The sequence below is a fragment of the Pseudolysinimonas sp. genome (assembly GCF_051954455.1).
GTDB lineage: Bacteria > Actinomycetota > Actinomycetes > Actinomycetales > Microbacteriaceae > Pseudolysinimonas.
Genome location: NZ_JBQCHS010000025.1, coordinates 21,132 through 40,123, shown reverse-complemented (window position 1 = coordinate 40,123; position 18,992 = coordinate 21,132). Strand labels below are relative to the sequence as shown.

General features: G+C 70.7%; 17 protein-coding genes. 11 read left to right on the top strand and 6 right to left on the bottom strand.

Annotated features, from left to right (window positions below; genetic code table 11):
• Positions 1-38: 38 nt before the first annotated feature.
• Positions 39-248, bottom strand: coding sequence for a hypothetical protein (locus ACTHM3_RS11750; protein ID WP_440406288.1), 210 nt, complete (start codon positions 246-248; stop codon positions 39-41).
• Positions 249-375: 127 nt separating this feature from the next.
• On the opposite strand from ACTHM3_RS11750, the gene ACTHM3_RS11745 reads away from it, so the two are divergent.
• Positions 376-1,212, top strand: coding sequence for an exodeoxyribonuclease III (locus ACTHM3_RS11745; RefSeq protein ID WP_440406287.1), 837 nt, complete (start codon positions 376-378; stop codon positions 1,210-1,212).
• A gap of 17 nt (positions 1,213-1,229) precedes the next feature.
• Here ACTHM3_RS11745 and ACTHM3_RS11740 read toward each other — a convergent pair whose 3' ends face one another.
• Positions 1,230-2,153 (bottom strand): AEC family transporter, encoded by a 924-nt coding sequence (locus tag ACTHM3_RS11740; protein WP_440406286.1) that lies wholly within the window; start codon positions 2,151-2,153, stop codon positions 1,230-1,232.
• 247 nt (positions 2,154-2,400) lie between these two features.
• On the opposite strand from ACTHM3_RS11740, the gene ACTHM3_RS11735 reads away from it, so the two are divergent.
• From ACTHM3_RS11735 to ACTHM3_RS11710, 6 genes are all read left to right on the top strand, one after another.
• Complete coding sequence (locus ACTHM3_RS11735; RefSeq protein ID WP_440406285.1) at positions 2,401-3,765, top strand: DUF6421 family protein; 1,365 nt, start codon at positions 2,401-2,403, stop codon at positions 3,763-3,765.
• A 94-nt stretch (positions 3,766-3,859) separates the two neighbouring features.
• Positions 3,860-4,888, top strand: a complete 1,029-nt coding sequence (locus tag ACTHM3_RS11730; protein ID WP_440406284.1) for a threonine aldolase family protein — start codon at positions 3,860-3,862, stop codon at positions 4,886-4,888.
• Between the two features lie 19 nt (positions 4,889-4,907).
• Complete coding sequence (locus ACTHM3_RS11725; protein ID WP_440406283.1) at positions 4,908-5,696, top strand: MBL fold metallo-hydrolase; 789 nt, start codon at positions 4,908-4,910, stop codon at positions 5,694-5,696.
• 243 nt (positions 5,697-5,939) lie between these two features.
• A complete protein-coding gene (locus ACTHM3_RS11720) occupies positions 5,940-7,643 on the top strand; it encodes a long-chain-fatty-acid--CoA ligase (RefSeq protein WP_440406282.1) in 1,704 nt (567 codons plus the stop codon).
• Entirely contained in the window at positions 7,640-8,080 is a 441-nt protein-coding gene (locus ACTHM3_RS11715) for a hypothetical protein (RefSeq protein ID WP_440406281.1), read from the top strand. The genes ACTHM3_RS11720 and ACTHM3_RS11715 overlap by 4 nt, the downstream gene beginning before the upstream one ends.
• A 59-nt stretch (positions 8,081-8,139) precedes the next feature.
• A complete protein-coding gene (locus ACTHM3_RS11710; RefSeq protein WP_440406280.1) occupies positions 8,140-9,126 on the top strand; it encodes an LLM class F420-dependent oxidoreductase in 987 nt (328 codons plus the stop codon).
• 49 nt (positions 9,127-9,175) lie between these two features.
• Here ACTHM3_RS11710 and ACTHM3_RS11705 read toward each other — a convergent pair whose 3' ends face one another.
• The gene (locus tag ACTHM3_RS11705; protein ID WP_440406279.1) at positions 9,176-11,338 is read right to left on the bottom strand and encodes an ATP-dependent Clp protease ATP-binding subunit; all 2,163 of its coding nucleotides are present in this window, start codon (positions 11,336-11,338) and stop codon (positions 9,176-9,178) included.
• Between the two features lie 259 nt (positions 11,339-11,597).
• On the opposite strand from ACTHM3_RS11705, the gene ACTHM3_RS11700 reads away from it, so the two are divergent.
• The 4 genes from ACTHM3_RS11700 (at position 11,598) to ACTHM3_RS11685 (ending at position 16,884) form a co-directional block, all read left to right on the top strand.
• A complete protein-coding gene (locus ACTHM3_RS11700; protein WP_440406278.1) occupies positions 11,598-12,923 on the top strand; it encodes an ABC transporter substrate-binding protein in 1,326 nt (441 codons plus the stop codon).
• 84 nt (positions 12,924-13,007) lie between these two features.
• The gene (locus ACTHM3_RS11695) at positions 13,008-13,979 is read left to right on the top strand and encodes a carbohydrate ABC transporter permease (protein ID WP_440406277.1); all 972 of its coding nucleotides are present in this window, start codon (positions 13,008-13,010) and stop codon (positions 13,977-13,979) included.
• Complete coding sequence (locus tag ACTHM3_RS11690; RefSeq protein ID WP_440406276.1) at positions 13,976-14,863, top strand: carbohydrate ABC transporter permease; 888 nt, start codon at positions 13,976-13,978, stop codon at positions 14,861-14,863. The genes ACTHM3_RS11695 and ACTHM3_RS11690 overlap by 4 nt, the downstream gene beginning before the upstream one ends.
• Positions 14,860-16,884 carry a GMC oxidoreductase gene (locus ACTHM3_RS11685; protein ID WP_440406275.1) on the top strand — a complete coding sequence of 675 codons (2,025 nt, stop codon included), beginning with the start codon at positions 14,860-14,862 and terminating at the stop codon, positions 16,882-16,884. Before ACTHM3_RS11690 ends, ACTHM3_RS11685 begins: the two co-directional genes overlap by 4 nt.
• A gap of 39 nt (positions 16,885-16,923) precedes the next feature.
• Here the strand turns inward: ACTHM3_RS11685 and ACTHM3_RS11680 are convergent, their stop codons facing one another.
• Genes ACTHM3_RS11680 through ACTHM3_RS11670 form a run of 3 tightly spaced genes read right to left on the bottom strand, consistent with a single transcriptional unit; the run spans position 16,924 to position 18,991 of the window.
• The gene (locus ACTHM3_RS11680) at positions 16,924-17,355 is read right to left on the bottom strand and encodes a heat shock protein transcriptional repressor HspR (RefSeq protein ID WP_440406274.1); all 432 of its coding nucleotides are present in this window, start codon (positions 17,353-17,355) and stop codon (positions 16,924-16,926) included.
• Positions 17,355-18,335 carry a DnaJ C-terminal domain-containing protein gene (locus tag ACTHM3_RS11675; protein WP_440406273.1) on the bottom strand — a complete coding sequence of 327 codons (981 nt, stop codon included), beginning with the start codon at positions 18,333-18,335 and terminating at the stop codon, positions 17,355-17,357. Before ACTHM3_RS11675 ends, ACTHM3_RS11680 begins: the two co-directional genes overlap by 1 nt.
• Before the next feature lie 17 nt (positions 18,336-18,352).
• Positions 18,353-18,991 carry a nucleotide exchange factor GrpE gene (locus ACTHM3_RS11670; protein ID WP_440406272.1) on the bottom strand — a complete coding sequence of 213 codons (639 nt, stop codon included), beginning with the start codon at positions 18,989-18,991 and terminating at the stop codon, positions 18,353-18,355.
• Between the last annotated feature and the right edge of the window lies 1 nt (position 18,992).

Here is an 18,992-nt window from a genome sequence, read left to right as displayed (position 1 = left end):
TAGCGGCCACCCCGGGGAACGCGGTCAGACCCGGAGGATCAGGGCAGCGGCTTGTGCCCGCGGACCTCGCTCAGCGAGAGCGTCGTCAGCTGCGTGGTCGAGGCGGCCGGGCTGGGCGCGGCGAGCTGCGGACGGTCGCTCGCGCCGGCCGCGTGGCCGGCGGTGAACCCGAGCGTCGCCATGGCCGCAGCGGCCACGAGCACACCGGCGGAGCCGAGCACCCGCGCGCGCCGCGACAGTCTCGGCAACCGCTCTGCGTCGGGGGATCGGGGGGTCACCGCCGCCCAACTTAACGCGGCGTGCGCCGACCCCGCGCTCCCCTCTTGTGGGGCAGACCGCACCCGCGACGACGGCGGTCGCGGATAGCGTTGCGGTATGCGTCTGGCCACCTGGAACGTCAACTCCGTGCGGTCGCGGGTCGGCCGTGTCGTCGACTGGCTCACTCGGGAGGACGTCGACGTGCTCGCGATGCAGGAGATCAAGTGCACGGAGGCGCAGTTCCCGTTCGCGGAGTTCGAGGACGCCGGCTACCGGGTCGTCCTGCACGGTCTCAACCAGTGGAACGGCGTCGCGATCGCGAGCCGCTACGAGCTCGACGACGTCGCGATGCAGTTCGACGGTCAGCCCGGATTCCTCAAGGGCGCCGAGGGCCCCGACCAGCCGATCGAGGCGCGGGCGATCGGCGCGACGACGAACGGCATCCGCGTGTGGTCGATCTACGCGCCGAACGGCCGCGCGCTCGGCGATCCGCACTACGACTACAAGCTCGACTGGTTCGCCGCGCTGCAGGGCTCGATGACCGAGTGGATGGCCTCGAACGCCGACACCCCGCTGATGGTCGCCGGCGACTACAACGTGGCCCCGCTGCCGGAGGACGTCGGCGACCCGACGATCATCGAGGGCGTGTCGACGCACGTGTCGCCGCCCGAGCGGGAGGCGTTCCAGGCGCTCCAGGCCGCCGGGCTCGCCGACGTGGTGCGCCCGCTCATCCCCGAGGGCTACACCTACTGGGACTACAAGCAGCTGCGGTTCCCGCGCAACGAGGGGATGCGGATCGACTTCGTGCTCGGCTCGAAGCCGTTCGCGGACCGCGTGACCGGCGCCGCCATCCATCGCGACGAGCGCAAGGGAGATGCCCCGAGCGACCACGTGCCCGTCACGGTCGACATCGACACGGAGCTCGAGGACGACGACCGGCCGATGATCTTCTGACCGACCGACCGGCCCGGCTATCGCGGCGCGAGCAGCGCCGCGATGACGAACATCGCCGGCAGCGAGAGGCCCGTGGTCAGCAGGACCACGTCGCGCGCGATCGCCGCTCCGCGACCGTAGCGCTGCGCGTAGTTGAAGACGTTCTGCGCCGACGGCAGCGCGGCGAGCACCACGACGACGAAGAGCGCGTGTCCCTCGAGGTGGAACACGAACGCGCCCACCGCCCACGCGATCGCCGGCATGAGCAGCGTCTTCACCGTGACCGCGAGGATGACGAGCCGGCGATCCGACCCCGCCGCGAGCGGACGGCGGCCGCGCAGCGAGATCCCGAACGACAGCAGCACGACCGGCACAGCGGCCGCGCCGACGAGCGTGAACGGCTGCAGCACCTGCGTGGGGAGACGGATCCCGGCCAGGTTGATGACGAGCCCGAGCAGGGAGGCGAGGATCAGCGGGTTCTTGACCGGCTGCAGCAGGATCCGTCCGAGCGTGAAGCGCCCGCTCGTCGACACGTCGAGCACGGCGAGCGCGATCGGCGCCAGCAGGATCACCTGGAGCAGGATCACCGGCACCGAACTCGTGGCGTCGCCGAGGATGTACGCCGACACCGGCAGGCCGATGTTGTTGGCGTTGACATAGCCGGCGCCGAGGCCGGCGACCGTCGTCTCGGGGACGGGGCGGCGCCAGATCCGCCCCACCGCGACCACGAGCCCCATGCACACGACCGCGCAGATCGCGGAGACCGGCAGCACCGACGAGAAGAGCCGGTGCAGGTCGGCGGTCGCGAGGGTGGTGAACAGGAGCGAGGGGATCAGCACGAAGAACGCGAGCCGGGTCAGCACCTGCTGCGCGGTGGGACCGAGGAGGTCGATCCGCGCGATCAGGTAGCCGGCGCCGATCACGACCGCGATGATCGCGAACCCGATCAGCACGCCCGCCACGACTCGAGCGTAGGGGGGCGCTGGTCCGAATCAAGGAGATCCGGTCCCGTGGTCGCGGGACGCGCGGATCGGCGGGCCGGCGCGACCAGATCTCCGTGATTCGGACATCGGACCGCGGCGCCGGACGCAGCGAAATGGAGCGTTCCGGGCGGCGGGCGCAGCGTTCGGCGTGCCGGACCGCGTCCCACGCAGGTTCGTTGCGCGGCAGTCAACCCTTTGCGGCGGGGTTCTCCGTAGCGTCGTGGGCATGACGATGACGATGCCCGCCGTGCCGGTCGAGCTTGTCGAGACCCACCCCGCGTGGCTCGACCTGAAGGATGCCGTGAGCGCATTCCGGGCGCTGCAGATCAAGGACGGATCCCTCGCCGAGGACGCCGACCGCGGCGAGGCCGCCGAGCTCGTCACCCGCATCCGCGACGCCGTCCGCGGACTGGCCCCGGCCTTCCCGCACGACGCCGCCTACCTCGAGGCGCTCGACGTCGACCTCGCCCGCTGGGCGGACTCCGGCTTCGGCATCCCCGACTTCCTCGACTCCCTCGTCGCGTTCCAGCCGCAGGAGCACCGCGTCGACGGGCTGCGCCACCTCGTCGTCTTCCCGATGACGACGCAGAACGGCTCCCCCGACCGCCTGCTCGAGGCGGTGCTGGTCGAGGTCGTCTGGCCCGACTTCATCGCCGAGCTGCAGGAGACCTATACGAACGCGCTGTTCGTGCCGATCCGCTTCGTCGACTTCACGGGCGGCTACGACACGAACTCCGCCGTGCTCTTCCCCGAGACGGTCGCGATGCGCGAGATCCCCCGCTTCACCTGGGGCGCGATCTTCGCCGACCGCGAGGCCGCGCGGTTCCGCCGCGTCGTGAAGGCGGCCTCGGACATCACGAAGCTCGACGCGACCGACGAGCTCGCGCGCCTGCTCGGCGACCAGCGGCTGACGGAGGAGGCCTTCGTCATGTGGGACCTCATCCACGACCGCACGCACATGCGCGGCGACCTGCCGTTCGACCCGTTCATGATCAAGCAGCGGATGCCGTTCTTCCTCTACTCCCTCGAGGAGCTGCGCTGCGACCTCACCGCGTATCGCGAGGCGACGAAGCTCGCCGCCGATGAGGGCGTCTCGCCGACGATCCGCGACCGGGCACGACTCGTACGGGTCGCGATCCTCTTCGACCGCATCTTCCGGTTCCCGCTCACCGGCACCCGCACCCGCAACTACGACGGACTCGGCGGGCAGCTGCTGTTCGCCTGGCTGCACCAGCACGACGTGCTGCACTGGACCGACACCCAGCTCGCGATCGACTGGGACGAGGTGCCGGCGGCGGTCGGCGCGCTCGGCGACGCGATCGACGAGCTGTACTGGAAGAGCATCGACCGCCCGAAGACCGCGCACTGGCTCGCAGCGTACGAGCTCGTGCGCGCGACGCTGGAGCCGAATCCCGCCTCGCGCTGGGCGCGCGGACTGCCGGACGAGATCCTCGTCGGGGCGCCGAAGGGCTACACCGACGCCGTGCTGGACGACGAGTTCCCGCTGTCGATGTTCTACGAGGCGCTCGGCAGGAAGCTCGGCGACGTGATCGCGTCGACCTCCGGCATCACCGCGCAGCGGGTCGAGTAGCGCCGTCGGCGCGTATCGAGGCCCTGTCGCGACGAGGTCTCGATACGCCGCTCTGCGACTGCTCGACCATCTCGGAATTGACAGACTGGATCCCATGGACCGCACCTTCGCCTCCGACAACTACGCGGGGGTGCACCCCGAGGTGCTCGCCGCGATCGCCGCCGCCAACACCGGCCACGAGATCTCGTACGGCGAGGACGTCGTCACGGAGCGGCTGCAGCACGTCATGCGCGAGCACTTCGGCGAGCGCGCCGAGGCCTTCCCGGTGTTCAACGGCACCGGTGCCAACGTCGTCGCGCTGACCAGCGTGCTGCCCCGCTGGGGCGCGATCGTGACCACCACGACGAGCCACATGCACACCGACGAGGGCGGCGCCCCCGAGAAGACGGCGGGCCTCAAGCTCTTCCCCGTGCCGACCCCCGACGGCAAGCTGACGCCCGAGCTGCTCGAGACCGAGGCGTTCGGCTTCGGCGACGAGCACCGCGCCCAGCCGCTCGCGCTGTCGATCGCCCAGACGACGGAGCTCGGCACGCTCTACCGCCCCGAGGAGATCCGCGCGATCGCCGACGCGGCCCACGGCCACGGCATGATCGTGCACCTCGACGGCGCCCGGATCTGGAACGCGGCGGCGGCTCTCGACCTGCCGTTCCGCGCCTTCACGACGGAGGTCGGCGTCGACATCGTCAGCTTCGGCGCCACCAAGAACGGCGCGCTCGGGGCCGAGGCGATCGTGGTGCTGAACCCGGACGCGGTCGACGGCATCGTGTTCCTGCGCAAGACCGCGATGCAGCTCGCGAGCAAGATGCGCTTCCTCTCCGCGCAGATCCTCGCGCTCTTCGAGGACGGGCTGGGTCTCCGGTCCGCCGCGCACGCCAACGCGATGGCCAGCCGGCTCCGCGCCGCGATCGAGGGAGTTCCCGGCCTCGGCTTCTCGCAGGCGACCGAGGCGAACGCGGTCTTCGCGGTGCTCGACAACGCGGTCGCCGACCGGATCCGCGACCGCTACCGCTTCTACGACTGGGACCGCGCGAACGGCCAGGTCCGCTGGATGACCGCCTTCGACACGACGGAGGCCGACGTCGACGCATTCGCCGCCGCGATCCGCGAGGAACTCGCCCGATGACGGGAGCGGAGCCGGCGCGGTGACCCCGCCCGACGTCCTGTCGATCCCGACGCCGCCCGGGCCGCACCCCGCCCAGACCAACTGCGTCGTGCTCCGCGACGGCGCGGCGGTCGACCTCGTCGACCCCGGCTGGGACGACCCGGCCGCGCTCTCGGCGCTCGATGCCGGGCTGGCGGAGCTCGGCCTCCGCCTCGAGGACGTGCGGTCGATCGTCGCCACGCACTGGCACGTCGACCACCTCTCGCTCGCCGCCCGGATCCGGGAGCGGAGCGGGGCCCGGATCCTGCTCGGCCGGCCCGACGCGGGCGAGGCCGGCATCCCGATCGACGGCCTCCTCGACGACGGACAGGAGCTGCGCCTCGGCGGTCGGACGGCCCGCGTCGTCGCCACCCCCGGCCACACCCCCGGCAGCATCTGCCTCGACCTCGGCGACGTCCTGCTGACCGGCGACACCGTCCTCCCCGCGATCAACCCCGGCCTCGGCCTGAGCGTCGAGGTCGCGGGCAACCCGATCCGCGACTACCTCGCGAGCCTCGACCGGATCGCGCGGGAGTTCGCCGGCCGCCCCGCTCTCCCCGGCCACGGCCTCGCGATCGACGACCTTCCCACCCGCTGCGCCGAGCTCGCCGCCCACCACCGCGCCCGCACGGCGCAGGTCGCGGCCGCCCTCGCCGAGCGGCCGGACGCGACCGCCGAGGAGATCGCCCCGCTCCTCGGCTGGACCGGCGGCTGGGCCTCCCTCACCGACGTCACCCGCATGTCGGCTCTGCGCCAGACGGCGTGGCACCTGGAGCTCGTGGGCGCCTGACCCCGCCTCCGCGCCGCGTCCCAGCGTCCCGCCCTCCGCTGTCCGAAATGCAGGAGATCTGCTCCCCGCCGGACCGACATGCCCGGAGAACCTGGGAGCGGCGACGCGGAACTCCTGCATTTCGGACAGGGGATCGCGCCGCGGTTGCCAGCAGGGCGTGCCGCGAGGGACGGTGGGGGTCGCGCGCGAGAGCCCGGACGGGGCGCGGGAATGGCCCGGCACGGGAGTCCTTAGGCTGAACGCATGCCCACGGATCCGGCGAAGCCCTGGCTCGACTCCTACGCGGAGGGCGTCCCGCACGAGATCCCGCTCCCGACCGGGTCGCTCTCGGACCTCATCCGCTCCTCGGTGACCGAGTTCGGCTCGCACGTCGCGATCGAGTTCTTCGGCCGCGAGTGGACCTACGCCGAACTCGGCGCGCAGATCGACCGGGCCGCGGAGGGGCTCCGGCGCCTCGGCGTCCGCAAGGGCGACCGCGTCGCGATCGCGCTGCCGAACTGCCCGCAGCACGTCGTGGCGTTCTACGCGATCCTCCGCCTCGGAGCGATCGTGATCGAGCACAACCCGCTCTACACGCCGCGGGAGCTGCGCCACCAGTTCGAGGACCACGGGGCGAAGGTCGTCATCGCCTGGGACAAGCTCGTGCCCGAGATCCAGTCGTTCCCGGACGACGTCGCCGTCGACCGCATCATCTCGGTCAACATGACCCGGGCCATGCCGGGCCGCCTGCGCTTCCTCCTCTCGCTGCCGATCCCCGCTGCCCGGAGGCAGCGCGCGGAGCTCACCCAGCGCGTGCACGACACGCTCCCCTGGGAGGATCTCGTCACAGCCGAGCCGATCAAGGCCAGCGTCCCCGGGCCGTCGGTCGACGACGTCGCGGTCATCCAGTACACGAGCGGGACGACGGGCAGCCCGAAGGGCGCGACGCTCACGCACCTGAACCTCGGGGTCAACGCCGCGCAGGCGCGCGCGTGGGTGCCGACCATCCGACGCGGGGACTGCACGGTGTACGCGGTGCTCCCCCTCTTCCACGCCTACGGCCTCACCCTCTGCCTCACCTTCGCGATGAGCATGGGCGCGCGGCTCGTGATGTTCCCGCGGTTCGACCCGGACCTCGTGCTGCCGGTGGTGAAGAAGCACCCGCCGACCTTCCTCCCCGCCGTGCCGCCGATCTACGACCGGCTGACCAAGGCAGCGCAGGAGAAGGGGGTCTCGCTGGAGGGGATCGAGATCGCGATCTCCGGCGCGATGCCGCTCTCGCAGGCCGTCATCACGCCGTGGGAGAGGATGACGAAGGGGTATCTCGTCGAGGGGTACGGGCTCTCCGAGACGAGCCCGGTGCTGATGGCCAACCCGGTCGCCGACAACCGCAAGCAGGGCACGGTCGGCCTGCCGCTCCCGCTCACCGAGGTCCGGGTGGTCGACGCCGACGATCCGACGAAGGAGCTGCCGCTCGGCGAGAAGGGCGAGCTCGTCGTCCGCGGGCCGCAGGTGTTCTCCGGCTACTGGAACAAGCCGGAGGCGACCGCCGAGGTCTTCGTGGACGGGTGGTTCCGCACCGGCGACATCGTCACGATCGACGAGGACGGATTCGTGTCGATCGTCGACCGCATCAAGGACCTCGTCATCACCGGCGGCTTCAACGTCTCGCCGACCGAGGTGGAGGACGCGCTCCGCGGGTTCGCGGGCGTCGCGGACATCGCGATCGTGGGCATCCCCGACGCCCGCGACGGCGAGCACGTCGTGGCCGCGGTCGTCGAGAAGCCGGGCGAGAAGGTCGACGGCGAGGCCCTCCGGGCCTACGCGAAGGAGAACCTCGCGCACTACAAGGCGCCGAAGCGGGTCTACGTGGTGGACGAGCTGCCGAAGTCGCTCATCGGCAAGGTCATCCGTCGCAAGGTGCGCGATCAGCTGCTCGACCGCACGGACGTCAAGGCCGACGGGTGACCGAGCCCGACGACTCGGCCGCGCAGGCCGAGTCCGCGGCGCTCATCCCGCCGCTCCTCGAGGCGGCTCGGGCGGCCGGAACCGAGGGCGACGGGATCGCGGAGCAGCGGGCGCTCTGGCGCGCGGTCTTCGCCCTTCCGCGCTGGCTCTTCATCGCGCGTGGCGGCCTCGAGGAGCCGCGCCCGTTCATCGGCGAGACGCCCGACGGTCCGACCCTCTTCGCGTTCACCGAGGGAGCCCGCGCGCAGCGGTTCGCGACCGAGCAGCTGCACCTCCCGGAGGAGGAGGCCGGGCTCGTCCTCGCGATCCCGACGGCGAGCGCCGTCGACTGGGTCGTCGGATTCGGCGAGTACGGCGTGACGCGCATCATGTTCGACGACGCGTTCTTCGCGCCGCTCGGCAACCTGCTGCCGATCCGCGCCGACGTCGCCGGGTGACGCCTCGACGCCGGCGGGGAGTCGGCGGCCGGTCGCCGCACGAGGGCTAACGTCGGATCATGCGCTTCGGACTCTTCATCCCCCAGGGCTGGCGGCACGACCTGGTCGGCATCGCACCCGACCGGCAGTGGGCCGTCATGCACGACCTCGCCCAGCACGCCGACGACGGACCGTGGGAGTCGATCTGGGTCTACGACCACTTCCACACCGTGCCGGTGCCGAGCGAGGAGGCGACGCACGAGGCGTGGACCCTCATGTCGGCGTTCGGCGCGACGACCAAGCGCGTGCGGCTCGGCCAGATGTGCACGTGCATGAGCTACCGCAATCCCGCCTACCTCGCGAAGGTCGCGTCGACGATCGACGCCATCTCGGGCGGCCGCGTCGAGATGGGCATCGGCGGCGGCTGGTACGAGCACGAGTGGCGCGCGTACGGCTACGGGTTCCCGGGCGTGAAGGAGCGGCTCGGGCGCCTGCGTGAGGGCGTCGACATCATGCGCCAGGCGTGGGCGACCGGGGAGGCGACGCTCGACGGCGAGTACTACCAGGTGGACGGCGCCCGGGTCTGGCCGAAGCCGCTGCAGGAGGACGGGATCCCGCTGTGGGTCGCCGGCGGCGGCGAGAAGGTGACGCTGCGGATCGCGGCGCAGTACGCGCGGTACACGAACTTCGGCGGCGACCCGGCGACGTTCGCCGCCAAGAGCGACATCCTCCGCGGGCACTGCGACGAGCTCGGCACCGACTTCGACGCGATCACCCGGAGCGCCAATTACAGCACGGTCATCGGCTCGACCGAGGCCGAGGTGCGGGAGCGCCTCGCCCGGATCGACGCACGCGTGCGCCCGTACCTCGGCGACGAGGTCGCCGACCGCTTCATGGCGGAGTACGACGGCGCGATCGGCGTCGGCACGCCGGAGCAGATCGTGGAGCGGATGCGCGAGGTGCAGGCGCTGGGGCTCGGCTACGCGATCCACTACTTCCCGGAGGCGGCGTACGACCGCTCCGGGATCGAGCTCTTCGAGCGCGAGGTCGTGCCGGCGCTCCGCTGAGCGGTCGAGGAGGCGCGGAGCGCCGTAGCCGCTCCTCGACCCGCGGCGATCAGACGGCAGCCGGCTCGAACCGCGATACGGCGAGGCCGTCCGCGTCGCGGTCGACGTCCACCCGCACCGTGTCGCCGTCGCGGATGACGCCCTCGAGGAGCGCCTTCGCGAGCCGGTCGTCGATCTCGTGCTGCATGAGCCGACGGAGCGGCCGCGCGCCGTAGATCGGGTCGTACCCGCGCTCCGCGAGCCAGCCGCGCGCGTCGGGCGTGACCGCGAGCTGCAGCCGCCGCTGGCCGAGCCGGCGCTCGAGCCGGTCGACGTACAGCGACACGATCTGCCCGAGGTCGCCCTGGGTGAGGGGCGCGAACACGACGATGTCGTCGAGGCGGTTGACGAACTCCGGCTTGAACGCCTGGCGCACGAGCTCCTGCACCGACGCCTCCTTCTGCTCCCACGGCAGGTCCTGGTCGACCAGGATCTGGCTGCCGAGGTTCGAGGTCAGGATCAGGATCGTGTTCCGGAAGTCGACCGTCCGGCCCTGCCCGTCGGTCAGCCGCCCGTCGTCGAGCACCTGCAGCAGGACGTCGAACACCTCCGGGTGCGCCTTCTCGACCTCGTCGAGGAGGATCACCGAGTACGGGCGCCGCCGCACGGCCTCGGTGAGCTGACCGCCCTGCTCGTAGCCGATGTACCCGGGAGGGGCGCCGACGAGGCGCGACACCGCGAACTTCTCGCCGTACTCCGACATGTCGATGCGCACGAGCGCCTTCTCGTCGTCGAAGAGGTACGCGGCGAGCGCCTTCGCGAGCTCGGTCTTGCCGACACCGGTCGGCCCGAGGAAGAGGAACGAGCCGGTCGGCCGGTCGGGGTCGGAGATGCCGGCGCGCGTGCGGCGCACCGCCTCCGAGACGGCCCGCACCGCGTCCTTCTGCCCGATCAGCCGCTTGCCGAGCTCCGCCTCCAGGTGCAGCAGCTTCTCCTGCTCGCCCTGGCGCAGCTTGTCGACCGGGATGCCGGTCCACGCCGCGACGACCGCCGCGATGTCCTCGTCGGTCACCTGATCGTTGACCATCCGCGGCCCCTGCTGCTCGACCTGCTCGGCCGACGCCAGCTTCTTCTCGATGCCGGGGATCGTCTCGTAGTTGAGCTTCGACGCCTTCTGGTAGTCGCCCTCGCGCATGGCCCGGTCGAGCTCGATGCGGGCGTCGTTCAGCTGGGTCTTGAACTCGCCGACCGAGTGGAGGCCGGCCTTCTCGGCGGCCCACCGGGTCTGGAGCACGTCGAGCTCCGTCTCCATGGTGCGCAGGTCGGAGCGCAGCTTCTCGAGCCGCGCCTTGGAGGCGTCGTCCTTCTCCTTCTTGAGGGCGAGCTCCTCGATCTTCAGCCGGTCGACGGCGCGCTTCAGCTCGTCGATCTCGACGGGGCTGGAGTCGATCTCCATCTTGAGCCGCGACGCCGCCTCGTCGATGAGGTCGATCGCCTTGTCGGGCAGCTGCCGCGCGGTGATGTACCGGTTGCTGAGGGCGGCCGCGGCGACGAGCGCGCTGTCGGCGATGGTCACCTTGTGGTGCGCCTCGTAGCGCTCCTTGAGCCCGCGCAGGATCGCGACCGTGTCCTCCACGGACGGCTCTCCCACGTACACCTGCTGGAACCGGCGCTCGAGGGCGGCGTCCTTCTCGATGTACTCGCGGTACTCGTTGAGCGTGGTCGCGCCGATGAGCCGCAGCTCGCCGCGGGCGAGCATCGGCTTGAGCATGTTGGCGGCCGCGACCGACCCCTCGCCGCCGCCCGCCCCCATCAGGGTGTGCAGCTCGTCGATGAAGGTGATGACCTGGCCGTCGGAGTCGGTGATCTCCTTGAGGACGGCCTTCAGCCGCTCCTCGAACTCGCCGCGGTACTTGGCGCCCGCCACGAGCGCCGCGAGGTCGAGCGAGACGAGCTGCTTGTCCTTGAGCGAGTCGGCGACGTCGCCCGCGACGATGCGCTGGGCGAGCCCCTCGACGACGGCCGTCTTGCCGACACCCGGCTCGCCGATCAGCACGGGGTTGTTCTTGGTGCGCCGGGTCAGCACCTGGCTGATGCGCCGGATCTCAGCGTCGCGGCCGATCACGGGGTCGAGCTTGCCGCTCTTCGCGATCTCGGTGAGGTTGATGCCGTACTGCTCGAGGGCGCTCTTCTGCTCCTCCTGGCTGGAGGGGGCGCCCTGCATGTTCGCCAAATCCACTCTCCTGTGTGAGGTTGAAAGCTGAGTCTACTGAACTCAACTTTATCCGAGCGGCCCGCATTCCGCCATGGTCGGATCGGGCGTCGCGCGGGTGATCGCGTTATTTGTTGTCGGAATCGCGAATTTTTCGTTGACCCGTCCCCGCTTCGCTGTTTCACTAGGGGAATCCGGCCCCTGCCTGCGGGTGCCGGCTGATCCCCTCAACGCAGAGACGGCTGGGCACAGACGGCCCGCAGATCAGAGAGAGGCAACGATGCCAACACAGAATGGTGCGAGTTTCACCCGACGCGGATTCCTCGGCGTCGCCGGAGGCGTGAGCCTCGCGGCGGTGCTGGCCGCATGCTCCGGCGGTGGCGCCGGCGGCTCCGGCGGCGGAAGCGGCAAGCCGCTGAAGTTCTGGAACATGCCCTGGGGTGGGACGACCTTCAACCCCACCGATAAGAAGATCACCCTCGCCTACAAGCCGAAGAACGGCCTGCCGGCGGCGACGTACCAGGAGATCCAGTGGGCGAACTTCACCCAGACGTTCTCCTCCGCGATCGCCTCCAACACCGGACCCGCCGTCAGCTCCGGCGGAGGAACCCAGGCCTTCCAGTTCGCGGCGCAGGGCAAGATCGCCTACGCCGACAACCTCATCAAGTCGTGGGAGTCCAACGGCCTGAAGGATGACTTCCTCGACGGCCTGCTCGACACCATGAAGACGGACAAGGGCTACGCGGCGGTGCCGTACAACCTGGACGTCCGCGTGGCCTGGTACAACAAGTCGCTCATGCAGCAGGCCGGTGCCGATGTGCCGCAGACCTGGGACGAGTACAAGGACGTCTGCGCCAAGCTCAAGAAGATCGGCGTCTTCGGCTTCGGTCTCGGCTCGGGCGCGGGGTCCTTCACGGGCAGCCACATCATGACGGCGTTCATGATCAACAACGGCGGCGGCCTGTTCAACTCGAAGCAGGAGCCCGACGCGGTCACCGACGCGAACATCGAGGCGATCGACTTCATCCTCGAGCTCGTGAAGAACGGGTACTCGGACCCGGCCGCGGCGACCTACACGTCGGACAACGTGCAGGCGCAGTGGAAGGCGAAGAAATTCGGCTTCGGCTGGGACGGAGCGGGCCTGCCGGCCGGCGCGGTGGGCGACGTCGCGGGCGACCTCATGGTCGCGGACCCGCTGACGAGCCCGTCCGGCAAGAAGGGCGGCCTCTACTTCCCGAACAACATCATGATGTACACGAACACCCCCAGCCAGAAGGGCTCGGAGGCGTTCGTCACGTACTACTACCAGAACATGAAGGAGCTCTGGACCAAGAACACCGGCATCGGCCTCCCGCCCCTCAAGTCCATCGCGGCGACCGAGGAGTTCAAGTCGAACGCCAACAACGTGAAGATCCTCAACGACTGGAACCCCATCTTCAAGACGTGGGCGGCTCCGGGCGGCAACGGCCTCTTCGCCAACATCGCCAACACGGTGGACGGCACGCAGCCGATGCTCAACTTCACGCAGGCCATCCTCGGCGGCAACACCGACGCGAAGTCGGCGCTGCAGACGCTCCAGAACGGCATCGAAGGACTGATGAAGTAAGGCGATCCGCGACGTTTCGCGATCGTCTCCGCGGCCCCGGGGCATATCCTCGGGGCCGCGGCCTTCAACGGAGAAGAGACCCCCATGTCGACAGAATCCCTCACCACCGGCATCAGCCGGGCTCGCCGCGGCGTCGGAGCCGGAGGCGCGGGGCGGCGCCCCAAGCCCTCCAGCACCAATCGGATGCCGGGGCATCGCTCGCGGTCCGCGACCCTGATCGCGTTCGCAGCGCCCTCCCTCGTCCTGCTGGTCCTGCTGAACCTCTACCCCGTCATCTACGCGGGCCAGCAGTCCGCGCGTAACGGCGACCTGCTGTCGGCCGGCAACTTCGTCGGCCTGCAGAACTACCTGACGGTCCTCCAGGAGCCGGTGTTCTGGCACGCGGCCCTGTTCACGCTGATCTTCACGGTCGTCGGCGTCTTCGGGTCGTGGATCATCGGCCTCGCGCTCGCCCTGCTGCTGCGCACCAAGATCCCCGCCAACGGGGTCTTCAAGGTGCTTCTCCTGCTGCCGTGGGTCGTGCCGACCGTCGTCTCGGCGACCGCGTGGAACTGGCTCGTGGCCACACCGCAGTCCCCGTTCCCGGTGATCGCCCACTTCTTCGGTCTGGGCACGCCGCTGTTCCTCGCCGACCCGACCCTGGCGCAGATCCTCGTCTGCATCTTCAAGGTGTGGATCAGCTTCCCGTTCATGATGATGATGATGGCGTCGGCCCTGGCGTCGGTCGACACCAACGTCTACGAGGCCTCGAAGGTCGACGGCGCCGGCCCGTGGCAGACCTTCCGCCTCATCACGCTGCCGATCATCTCCCGCACGACGTACATCTCGTGGATCCTCATGACGATCTTCTGCGTCAACGACTTCCCGACGATCTTCCTCCTCACGGGCGGAGGACCGGTGCAGTCGACGCAGACCCTCGTGGTGATGGCGTACGTGACGGTGTTCCAGAACTACCAGACGGGCCCCGGAGTCGCGATCGCGTTCCTCATGACCATCGTGCTCGTCATCATCTCGGTCCTCCTGTACCGCCAGATCCGGAAGGTCAACATCGAATGAGCGCCACCGACCTCCCCCTCACCGGCAAGCTCCAGGTGGGTGTCACCAATTCCACGCGCCAACGGCGATCGGCCCCGCCCGGGACCCGCGGGCAGTGGGGACGATTCATCGGGATCCTGCTCATCACCGCGATCGTGCTCATCCCGATCGTGGCGGTGCTGATCCTGTCGCTCACCCCGTCGCTCGGCTCGCAGACCCAGGGCCTGACGCTCGAGAACTTCGGGATCGCGTTCTCGCAGACGAACGTCGGCCTGTGGCTCGGCAACAGCCTCATCTGCACGCTCGCGACCGTCATCGTGGCCGTCGTGGTCGCGGCGCCGGCCGGATACGTGCTGTCCCGTGGCCGCAACCGGCTGGTCTCGGGCTACTCGCTCGTGCTGTTCATCGTGCAGTCGCTGCCGGTCGTCACCTCGGTGATCCCGCTCTTCATCCTGTTCGCGCAGCTCGGTCTGGTCGACAACCTGACCGGCGTCACGATCATCTACGTCGGCTCCACCCTCTCGGTGGCGACCTGGATGATGGCGGCCTACTTCGACTCGATCCCGATCATGCTCGAGGAGGCCGCCTGGATGGACGGGACGAGCGTCTTCGGCTCGTTCATGCGGATCATCCTGCGCAACTCGCTCCCGGGCGTGCTGTCGACGGCGATCTTCTGCTTCCTGCTGGCCTGGAACGACTACCTGGTCGCGGCGGTCTTCCTCCGGTCGGACGAGAACAAGACGCTCCCGGTGGGGTTGCAGACGTTCTTCCAGCAGAACCAGGCCAACTGGGGTCTGGTCATGACGGTCGCCGTCGTGATGATGGTCCCGCCGATCCTCATCTTCGCGGTGCTCAACCGGTACTTCAGTGTCGGCGGAATCGGCGGCTCGCTGGCCGGACGGTGACGTCGGCCGACTCCATCCTGCGCGCAGCCGTCGACCGGGTCATCCCGGCCGACGGCTGGCGCGGCGGGTGGGACGGCGGCGTCGGCTCGTACCTCGCGCAGGCGGGGCCGGACCTCGCATGGGCGCAGCCGCTGCTGGTGTCGCTCGTGGGGAGGCTCGGCGACGGCTTCCTCGACCTCGACCCCGCGGGGCAGGACGCGGCGCTCGCGCTCCTCGCGGACGACCCGGAGGCGACGCGAGAGTTCGCGGCACTGCGACGGGTGTGCTGGGAGGGGTACTACGCGTCGGCGGGCGGACGCGACCCCGAGGGCCTGCGGATGATCGGATTCCGCGACGTGCCCGAGGGCGTGACGCCCGTCGACCCGCCCGCCCCGCGCACCATCGACTCCTCGCGGGTGCGGCGCCGCTACGACGCGGTGATCGTCGGGTCGGGCCCGGGCGGGGGGGCAGTCGCGCGGCAGCTGACCGGCGCGGGAAAGCACGTGCTCGTGCTGGAGCGCGCGGCCTGGCGCCCGAACTCGTCGCTCCGCGGCGACCACCTGCACGACAAGCGCAACGCCGTGTACCGTCCCTCGGCCGGTCCGGGCGCCGGCCATCCGCGGATCCACGTCGACCCCGCCGACGACCGCGAGACGCTGGTCGACGGGGACGGCGACGCGGCGCTCTACGGTCTCAACGCGATGCTGCCGGGCGGCGGCACGCGGATCTGGCAGGGCATGGCCTGGCGGTTCCTGCCCGAGGACTTCCGCATGGAGTCCGAGTACGGCAATCCCGAGGGCGCGAGCCTCGTCGACTGGCCCGTCGACTACGACGAGATGGAGCCGTACTACTCCCAGGCGGAGCACGAGCTCGGCGTCGCGGGCGAGCAGGGCGGCCTCACGACGCGAACCCGGCGCTCGCGCGACTACCCCATGCCGGCCATGGGCACCGAGCGGTCGCGCGAGGTGCTGGGCGCGGCGGCCGACGGGCTCGGCTGGCAGTGGGGCCCGATCCCGCTCGCCCTCAACAGCGTGCCGCGCGACGGGCGCGCCGCCTGCGTGCGGTGCCCGCAGTGCGTGGGGCACGCCTGCCCGGTCGACGCCAAGAACGGCGCGCACAACACCTTCATCCCGCTCGCGCTCGCGACGGGGCGCTGCGAGTACCTCCTCGACGCGGAAGTCGTCCGGGTCGCGGACGGCGAGGCCACCGCGAGCGTGCGGGTCATGGTCGACGCGACCACCGCGCATGCGCGCGAGGTCGTGGTCGAGGCGGACATCGTCGTGGTCTCCGCCGGCGCGGTGGAGACGCCGCGCCTTCTGTTGGCCTCGGGCCTCGGCAACGACGAGCTGGGGCGGCATCTGCACGACCACCGCTTCGTCACGGCGCTCGGCCTCGTCGACCCGCCCGCGAAGACGTGGGTCGGGCCAGGGCACTCGATCGCGACCCTCGACAACGTCCACGCCGACACGATCCCGTGGGGCGGCGGCGTGCTCGTCGACCTCATGACGATCCTGCCGCTCACGATGGCCTCCGACCCGCCGGTAGACGGCGTCCCGGGCTGGGGGGCGGACCATAAGCAGTGGATGCGCGAGGGACGCCGGCACGTGTTCGGCGTCTTCGGGATGGGCCAGGAGGTCATGCTGCCGAGCTCGCGCGTGACGCTCGCCGACGTGCGCGACCGGTGGGGCAACCCCGGGGCGCGGCTGCGCAAGGACACCCACCCGGCGTCGCGCGAGATCGAGGACGGGATGGCGCGCGAGGCCGCGCGGTGGCTGGAGGCCGCGGGCGCGCGCGACGTCGCGCGTCGCATCCAGCGGGCCACCGCGTCGGCGGCCGGCGAGCACTCGTGCGGGACCGCGCGGATGGGTGACGACCCGGCGCGCTCGGCGACCGGGGCGGACGGCCGGCTGCACGGCACTCGCCGGGTCTACGTCGCCGACTCCTCGCTGCACCCGTCGAACGGATCGGTGAACCCGACGCTGACGATCGTCGCCAACTGCCTCCGGGTCGCCGACCGCATCCTCGCCGACTGGCCCGCCTGAGCGGGCCGGATACGCCGCCTCGCGGCTGCTCGACCCGCGTCAGAACGGGCGCCAGACGACGACCTCGTTCTGCTTGCGCACGCGCTCGCCCGCGCGGAGCGGCACGATGTCGCCGCCCTCGCGGGCCGCGAAGACACGGCGGCCGGGCCGGTTGAGCAGCTCGTCGGCGAGCGCCGACTCCAGCTCGCGCACCCGCGCCTGCAGGGCGGACACCTGGTTCTCGAGGTCGAGGATGCGCCGGATCCCCTCGAGGTTCAGGCCCTCGGCGCTCAGCCGCGCGATCTCCCGCAGCTGCACGACATCGCGCATCGAGTAGCGGCGGGACTGCCCGGCCGTCCGCCGGGGCGAGACCAGGCCGAGCCGGTCGTACTGCCGCAGGGTCTGCGGATGCATCCCGCTGAGCTCCGCCGCCATCGCGATCGCGAAGACCGGCGAGTTCTCATCGATCCCCCGCTGATCGAAGCCGGCCATCAGGAGTTCCGCGCCTTGGCGAGCAGGTCCTCCCGCGGGTTCTCGGCGGGCAACGCGGCGACGAACTCCTCGAGCTTCTCCCGCGCGCCGGCGGACAGGTGGCTCGGGACCGCGACCTCGACGGTCGCGAGCAGGTCGCCCGTGCCCTTCGCGGTCGTGACGCCCTTGCCCTTGACCCGCAGCACGCGGCCGCTCGGCGTGCCGGGCGCGATCCGCAGCTTCACGGGACCCCCGTCGAAGGTGGGCACCTCGATCGTCGCGCCGAGCGCGGCCTCCGCGAACGTCACCGGGACGTCGATGCGCAGGTTCAGCCCGTCGCGCTCGAAGACCGGGTGCTTGCGCACCTTGACCGTGAGCACGAGGTCGCCGGGCTCCCCGCCGTCCGGGCTCGGGAGTCCCTTGCCCTTGAGTTTGATCTTCTGCCCGTCGGCGACGCCGGCCGGGATCTTGACCGTCGTCTCGCGCCCCGACTGCATGGTGAGCTTCACGGTGTCGCCGCGGATGGCGGTGCCGAAGTCGAGCGTCGTGTCGGCCGTCGCGTCCGCCCCGCGCTGCGGACCGCCGTACCCGCGGAAGCCGCCGGTCGAGCGCCCGAACTGGCCGCTGCCGAAGACCCCGCCGAGCAGGTCGTCGAAGTCCGACTGCGTGTAGCTCGTGCGTCGGCCGCCGCCCCCGCCGAACATGCCGCCGAAGACGTCCTCGAAGCCGCCCTGGCCTGCGCCGCCCGCGGTGAAGCGGGCACCCGATCCCATGGCGCGCACCTGGTCGTACTCGGCGCGCTGCTCCTTGTCGGAGAGCACCGAGTACGCCTCGCTAATCTCCTTGAAACGCGCCTCCGCCGCCGCGTCGCCCGGGTTCGAGTCCGGGTGGAACTGGCGCGCGAGCTTGCGATACGTCTTCTTCAGCTCCGCGTCCGACACGTTCTTCGTGACGCCGAGGACGGCGTAGAAGTCCTTGTCGAACCAGTCCTGACTGGCCACGTAATCTCCTTCGGTGGTTACGCGGGGACGCTGACCGCGACCTTGGCGGGGCGGATCAACCGCTCGCCGAGGGCGTAGCCCACCTCGATGACGTCGGCGATGGTCTGCACCGTGACGTCGGGGGTCGGCAGCTGCACGAGCGCCTCGTGGAACTTCGGGTCGAAGGGCTCGCCCTTCTCACCGACGCGCGTCAGGCCGTACTTCTCGAAGCCGCCGCGGAGCTTCGAGGCGACGATCGCGAGGGGGCTGCCCTCGGTCAGGTCGCCGTGCGCCTCCGCGCGGTCGAGGTCGTCGATCGCCGGCAGCAGCGAGCGGATGACCTCGGCGATGACCGCCTCGCGGTTCGCCTGCCGGTCGCGCTCGACGCGGGTGCGGAAGTTCTTGAGCTCCGCCTCCGCCCGCGCCGCCCGCTCGCGGTACTCGGCCACCAGGTCGCGCTCCGCCTCCGCGAGCAGCGCCATGTCGTCGTCGCTCAACTCGACGTCCGCGTCCTCCGCCTGGACGAGGTCCTCCGCCGACTCCACGTCGGCGGGGGCCCCGTCCTCGGCCTGCGGCTCCCGGACGTCCTCGGACCGAGCCTCTCCGGTCTCGGGGTCGATCTTCCGCTTGTCGCGGATCTTCGACTCCTCCTCGTTGTCGTCCCTGTCCTTCGCCATG